General features: G+C 61.7%; 6 protein-coding genes. 4 read left to right on the top strand and 2 right to left on the bottom strand.

Going from position 1 to position 6,356, the window contains the following annotated elements:
- On the top strand, window positions 1-930 hold a 930-nt coding region (locus RTQ46_RS21200; protein ID WP_312439566.1), incomplete at its 5' end, for an ATP-binding protein.
- 47 nt (window positions 931-977) lie between these two features.
- Here RTQ46_RS21200 and rpoD read toward each other — a convergent pair.
- Complete coding sequence (gene rpoD, locus RTQ46_RS21195) at window positions 978-3,539, bottom strand: RNA polymerase sigma factor RpoD (RefSeq protein WP_312439565.1); 2,562 nt, start codon at window positions 3,537-3,539, stop codon at window positions 978-980.
- Window positions 3,540-4,123: 584 nt separating this feature from the next.
- On the opposite strand from rpoD, the gene RTQ46_RS21190 reads away from it, so the two are divergent.
- From RTQ46_RS21190 to RTQ46_RS21180, 3 genes are read left to right on the top strand one after another with little or no spacing between them, the layout of a single operon-like run.
- Window positions 4,124-4,672, top strand: a complete 549-nt coding sequence (locus tag RTQ46_RS21190) for a ProQ/FINO family protein (protein WP_409518359.1) — start codon at window positions 4,124-4,126, stop codon at window positions 4,670-4,672.
- Window positions 4,673-4,681: 9 nt separating this feature from the next.
- Window positions 4,682-5,338: a 3'-5' exonuclease gene (locus RTQ46_RS21185; RefSeq protein ID WP_312439563.1), complete on the top strand. Its 657-nt coding sequence runs from the start codon at window positions 4,682-4,684 to the stop codon at window positions 5,336-5,338.
- A 44-nt stretch (window positions 5,339-5,382) separates the two neighbouring features.
- Window positions 5,383-5,814 (top strand): SMI1/KNR4 family protein, encoded by a 432-nt coding sequence (locus RTQ46_RS21180; protein ID WP_312439562.1) that lies wholly within the window; start codon window positions 5,383-5,385, stop codon window positions 5,812-5,814.
- A gap of 49 nt (window positions 5,815-5,863) precedes the next feature.
- Here the strand turns inward: RTQ46_RS21180 and RTQ46_RS21175 are convergent, their stop codons facing one another.
- Entirely contained in the window at window positions 5,864-6,211 is a 348-nt protein-coding gene (locus tag RTQ46_RS21175; protein WP_312439561.1) for a DUF4870 domain-containing protein, read from the bottom strand.
- Between the last annotated feature and the right edge of the window lie 145 nt (window positions 6,212-6,356).

The following is a 6,356-nucleotide window of genomic DNA, read 5'->3' as shown; positions in this document are numbered from 1 at the left end:
GAACTCAATGCCCGCACCGAAGAACGCCATTACACGCCTGAACAGTTGCAGGGCTTTCGGGAAGACGACCGCCAGGCGTTTGCGCAGCGCCGCGTGATCGTGCGCGAAAACGTGCTGTGGAACGCCCATCTGCAGCAATACCGGCGCGTGCAGACGCACAAGAAGCCGCTGTTCGACGCGCATGGACAGCCACAAATGATCATCGGCATGGGCATCGACATCACCGAGCGCCAGCGCAATGAAGAAGCGTTACGCCATTCACTGCGCCAGTTGCGCGAATTGTCGGAGCACCAGGAAAGTATCAAGGAAACCGAGCGGCGCCGCATCGCGCTCGATATCCACGACGACCTGGGACAGAACCTGATGGCGCTGAAAATCGACGCCAGCCTGCTGCACGCGCGCACGCGCGACAGGCACCCGCGCCTGCACGGCCATGCGGGACGCGCGCTGCACACCATCGACGCCACCATCGGCTCGGTGCGCGCGATTATCAACGACCTGTATCCCAGCACGCTGGAGCTGGGCCTGGTGCCCGCCGTCGAATGGCTGATACGCCAGATGAACAGCCGCGGCCATGGCCGCTACCAGCTGCGGCTCGACGATCCCGATGCCGGCGAGGGCCTGGACCGGCGCCAGACGGCGGCCATCTTCCGCGTGATCCAGGAGTCGCTGTCGAACAGCCTGCGCCATGCGCGCGCCAGCACGGTCGAAGTGGTGCTGGCGCAATGTGCGCAGCAGGTGGCGGTGCGCATCAGCGACAACGGCATCGGCATGCAGCCCGGCGACGACGGCAAGCGCGCCGCCTTTGGCCTGAAAAGCATCCGCGAACGCGTGCATGCGCTGGGCGGCACGCTGCACATCGACAGCCGGCCCGGCCAGGGCACGGCGCTCGAAATCCGTCTGCCGCTGGTGGCGTCCAGCCCAAGCTGAGGCACAGGCGAAAAAAAGAGGCTTGCGCCTCTTTTTCGGGGTACTGCCTAATTTTGCGTCAGGAAGGTTTTCAGCTTGTCCGAACGCGAAGGCTGGCGCAGCTTGCTCATGGCTTTCGCTTCGATCTGGCGAATCCGCTCGCGCGTCACGTCGAACTGCTTGCCCACTTCTTCCAGCGTGTGGTCGTTCGACATTTCCACGCCATAGCGCATGCGCAGCACTTTCGCTTCGCGCGGGGTCAGCGAGTCCAGCACTTCCTTGATCACGTTGCGCATCGAGGCGTGCAGCGCGGCGTCCAGCGGCGCCAGCGTCGTATTGTCTTCGATAAAGTCGCCCAGTTGCGAATCGCCATCTTCGCCCATCGGCGTTTCCATGGAAATCGGCTCCTTGGCGATCTTCATGATTTCGCGCACCTTGTTTTCCGGCATTTCCATCTTGACGGCCAGCGTCGCCAGGTCCGGCTCGCTGCCGGTTTCCTGCATGATCTGGCGCGAGATGCGGTTCATCTTGTTGATCGTCTCGATCATGTGCACCGGCACGCGGATGGTGCGCGCCATGTCGGCGATCGAACGCGTGATGGCCTGGCGGATCCACCAGGTCGCATAGGTCGAGAACTTGTAGCCGCGGCGATATTCGAACTTGTCGACCGCTTTCAACAGACCGATATTGCCTTCCTGGATCAGGTCGAGGAACTGCAGGCCGCGGTTGATGTATTTCTTGGCGATCGAAATCACCAGGCGCAAGTTGGCGACCGTCATTTCGCGTTTCGCGTGACGCGCGCGTTTTTCACCGGCGGCCATCTGCTTGTTGATCTTGCGCAGGTCGGCCAGCGGCAGGGCCACGCGTGCCTGCAGGTCGATCATTTTCTTCTGCAGCTCTTTCACGGCCGGCACGTTACGGCTCAAAATCGCGCTGTACGGATACTTGCAGTCGACTTCGCGGTCGACCCATTCCAGGTCCGTCTCATTGCCCGGGAACACCTTGATGAAGTGGGCGCGCGGCATGCCGCATTTGTTCACGCACAGTTCCAGCACGGCGCGCTCGATATGGCGCACTTCTTCCATCTGGCCGCGCAGCGTGTCGCACAGCTTCTCGACCACCTTGGCGGTAAAGCGGATGCCCAGCAGTTCCTGCGAGATCGCTTCCTGCGCCTTGACGTAGGCTTTCGAGTTGTAGCCTTCCGGCGCCTTGCGCATCTTTTCGTACTGGGTCGAGATGACGTTGAATTTTTCCAGCGCGTTCTTTTTCAGTTGCGCCAGCTGTTCGCTCGAGAAGCCGGCCGCGCCGCCATTGGCGTCGCCGTCTTCCTCTTCCGCTTCTTCTTCCTCTTCCTCGTCGTCGCCATTGGCGGCGGCCGGCACGACCACGGCGGCTGGCGCCGGCGCATTGCTTTCGTTCAGGTCGACAAAGCCGTCGACCACTTCATCGACCTTGATTTCGTCGCGCGCGATTTTCTGCGACAGCGCGACGATTTCGCCAATGGTGGTCGGGCAGGCGGAAATCGCCTGGATCATGTCCTTCAGGCCGCCTTCGATGCGCTTGGCGATCTCGATCTCGCCTTCGCGCGTCAGCAGCGCCACGGCGCCCATTTCACGCATGTACATGCGCACCGGGTCGGTGGTACGGCCAAAGTCCGAGTCGACCGTCGACAGCGCGGTGGCGGCAGCCGCTTCCACTTCGTCGTCGCTGGTGACGGTGGCGACGTTGTCAGTCAACAACAGGCTTTCCGCGTCAGGGGCGCGTTCGTAGACGGCGATGCCCATGTCGTTGAAGGTAGCGATGATGCCTTCGATCGCTTCCGGATCGATAATGTTTTCCGGCAGTTGGTCATTGATCTCGGCATAGGTCAGGAAACCGCGTTCCTTGCCCATGTTGATCAGGCCAGTGATCTGTTTGCGGCGGCGTTCCAGGTCGGCAGCGGACGCTTCCGGATCGCCCAGCGCGTCGGCCACGCCGCCCTTGGCCTTGCGGTCGCGCGCTTTCGATACGGCTTTCAGTTCGGCCCGTTCGACCGCGTTCAGTGCCGCCACTTCGTCGTTTTCCGGCGTGAATTCGCTCGGCTTGCGGCCACGGCGGCCCGGCACCTTGACGGTCGGCAGGAAATAGTTCGAGGTATCGATCGCGGCCAGGGCATCGGCATCGGTGGTCTTGCTGACCGCCTGCGCACCGGTGATGATGGTCACGGGCGCCGGTTCGACCTTGGCGCGCACGACTTTCGAGCGGGCGGCCGTCACCACTTTATTGGTGGCGGCGCTTTCGCTGACCTTGCGTGGCGCGGCAGCCACTTTCACGTTTGGTGCGATCTTCACGCTCGGCACTTTCACGGCTGCGGTGTCGGCCGCGACGGCGTCAGCGACAGGCTCGGCGGCCGATTCGGCGGCAACCGCAGCCGGCGCTTCCACTGCGCCATCGAGCGGCGGCACCGCGGCCAGGCGCGAACGGCTCTTCTTGACGACGGTGACGACGGTCGGCGTGACAACGGTCGCTTCCGGATTCGCTTGCGCATTATCGATAAAGTACGATAGAGTCGTTTTCGGAACGGCTAATTGCGCGGACGCCGGGCGTGGCGCCTTGACGGACAACGTTAATGTTTTTGGCGTATTCTTCATGAGATATCTCTTAATGCGAGACCAGATGGTGTCGGCGCGAAGTGAATGATTCCACCTAAGCCTGCGAAACCGGACTCGATGGAGCGTATTGTTGCGGCTGCCGTCTAGCGGCAGCGGCGCCTGTCTATCGGAGCGTTCATAGCCCGCGCATCCGGCGGGGCGTCGGGCCGGACGGCGAGGCCGAAGCCGTATCAGATAAATAAGCGATGTACATTGCGGAATGAAAAAAAGCCCGTACCAGAACGGGCTTGAATCTGTTGTTGTTCAGCGTGTTGTTCAATCAAGACACAGCGGAGAGCAAGATGATGCATGGTTGCCGACAATTTGTATGAGACAAGCACACTATCTGCTGTCAAACATCGCAATATCAAGGCCTTCAACGCACCGCTCCGATCCCCTGCACATCTGCTCTGCCCCGTGAAAAACCCGGTGCAGTAATCAGCGCAAGCCGACATTATACACATTTCACGGTTTTTGCGCCTGCCTCTATTACTTCAATGCATGTCAAATGCCGTTCAAGTTGCCAAAAAAGACAATGCGTTCGCCTGTGGCGCGTGCTATGCTCCCCTTTTATAGCCTAACCAATGATGTCGATGACCAGCTCCACGCCAGACCAGCAAGCCACCACTCCTGACACGCAAGCGGACGCCGCAGCAGTTGCGCCAGAGGCCGCAGTATCAGCGCCAGTGGCCGCACCAGCGGCCCCTGCAGCGACTGCCGCACCGGCGCCGGCCGGCCTGACGGCGCGCGCGCTGCTCAAGCAGTTCCAGGAGCAATTCCCGCCATTCCGCGACTGCCTGCCCCTGTCGATCGGTATCGACAAGCAGATCCTGGCCCGCCTGCCGGACCTGGACCGCAAGCTGATGCGCACGGCGCTGGGCATCCATACGGGTTCCTTGCGCTACCTGCGCGTGATGGAAAAAGCCAAAGTGCGCTACGACCTCGACGGCACCGCCGGCGCGGAAGTGACGGCCACCCACCGCGAACACGCCACGCAGGTATTGCAGCAGCGCTTCAAGAAAGAAGCCGACCGCAAGAAAGCCGAGCGCGAAGCGGCCGCGGCCGAGGAAGCCAATCGCCTGCGCGCGGAAAAACTGAATCAGCTGACCGCGAAATTCTCGCGCAAAGGCTGATCCGGTTTCATGGACACCGCTTCCCCGCCGTCCGAACTGCCGCCGCCACCGTTGCCGCCCTACCAGGGCATCCGCATCGAGGACGTGCGGCTGGTGCGCACCGCTGACGAGGCCAGGGCTGCCATGGCCGCCCTGCTCGCCGCCGACGCGATCGGCTTCGATACCGAATCGAAGCCGACCTTCGTCAAGGGCGAGTCGTCCACCGGCCCGCACCTGATCCAGCTGGCAACCGATGACACCGCCTACCTGTTCCAGGTCGGCAGCACGGCCACGCCGGCACTGGCCGAGCTGAAAGCCATCCTCGAATCGGCCACCACGCTGAAGGTGGGCTTTGGCCTGTCCGACGACGTCAAGCGCCTGCGCAACAAGCTCGGCATCGCCCCGGCCGGCGTGCTCGATCTGTCGGTTGCCCTGCGTGGCGGCCAGCGCAACGACCTGGGCGCCAAGACAGCGGTGGCCAAGTTCTTTGGCCTGCATCTGCAAAAATCGAAAAAGATCTCGACCACCAACTGGGCCTCGTCGCGCCTGTCCGACAAGCAGATCCTGTATGCGGCCGACGATGCGCAGGTGGCGCTGCGCGTGTACCGCCGCTGGCTGCTTGAGGGCGGCAAGGTGGCGCCACAAAAAGCGCCCCGCGCCGCCAGCACCCCGCCTGCACCAGCCTGAGCCAGCGCGGCTGCGCGCCCGGCCGGCACGACTTTCTCTTCTCCATGCATAAAAACACTTCCACCGGCACCCATCCCGCAGCGATCGCCGCCGCCGAACAGGCGCTGGGACGCCGGCTTCCCGCATCATATGTGCAATGGTTGCTGGTCAATAATGGCCGGTCGCTGGGCGCCTTGAGCGTGTTTCCCGTCTACGATGCGGCCAATGCGCGCAAGACCTGGGAATCGATCGACCGCCACTATCGCGCAGACTGGCAGGAGTGGCTGGAGCATACGGGCAGCGATGGCGGCAGCTTGCTGCCGTTCGCGCAATTCGGTACCGGCGATTACTATTGCTTTGACTATGCGCAAAGCGGCGCGGCGGGGGAAGTCGTGGGGGAACCGGCCATCGTGCTGTGGTCGCACGAGACGGGCGACACCACCGCCGTGGCGGCGGATTTCACCGCGTTCCTGGCGCTGCCCGGCCGTCCGGGCTGAACGGCCATGGCCGGCAAAGCCGGAGCGCGCCAGGCTGCTGCGGCGATTCTTACTTGACGATACGCCAGGTCAACGGATAGCGGTAGACGACGCCACTGCTGGCCTTGACCGCAGCGATGATCGACAGGATCAGGTTGCCGAGCGCCACCAGCCAGAACATGAACAGGCCAATCAGCACGAACGACAGCACGAAGCACACGATATACCAGAGGATCAGGGTGATCTGGAAGTTCAGCGCCTCGCGTGCGTTTTCTGCCGAAAATTTATCCGCCTCATCTTTCTTGATCAGATAAATGATCAACGGCGCCACCCAGCTGGTGAACAGGCCGCCGATATGGGACAAAACGCCCAGGGTTGTATCCTGCTTGTGAATTACATCACTTTGCGAGCTTTCCATGCTTGATCCCATCGAGTTGTAGATACATCAATATAGCAGTAATATTGCTTTTTGGAATGGGACAAATCCGTTTTTACATCCCTTTTTGTCATTATTTTTTTATCTGCTTTTCTTGGAGCATTGCGCTGGCAGATAGTTCAGGCTA

Origin of the sequence: Janthinobacterium sp. (assembly GCF_031995485.1) — a bacterium.
Taxonomy (GTDB): domain Bacteria; phylum Pseudomonadota; class Gammaproteobacteria; order Burkholderiales; family Burkholderiaceae_D; genus Janthinobacterium.
Note: the sequence above shows the minus strand (reverse complement) of the source record. Positions and strands in the feature narration are given on the sequence as shown.

Bases quoted from the DNA above. Each gene is read 5' to 3' on its own strand.
- RTQ46_RS21185 (WP_312439563.1), top strand. From the start codon at position 4,682: ATGGACACCGCTTCCCCGCCGTCCGAACTGCCGCCGCCACCGTTGCCG.
- RTQ46_RS21190 (WP_409518359.1), top strand. From the start codon at position 4,124: ATGATGTCGATGACCAGCTCCACGCCAGACCAGCAAGCCACCACTCCT.
- rpoD (WP_312439565.1), bottom strand. From the start codon at position 3,539: ATGAAGAATACGCCAAAAACATTAACGTTGTCCGTCAAGGCGCCACGC.
- RTQ46_RS21180 (WP_312439562.1), top strand. From the start codon at position 5,383: ATGCATAAAAACACTTCCACCGGCACCCATCCCGCAGCGATCGCCGCC.
- RTQ46_RS21175 (WP_312439561.1), bottom strand. From the start codon at position 6,211: ATGGAAAGCTCGCAAAGTGATGTAATTCACAAGCAGGATACAACCCTG.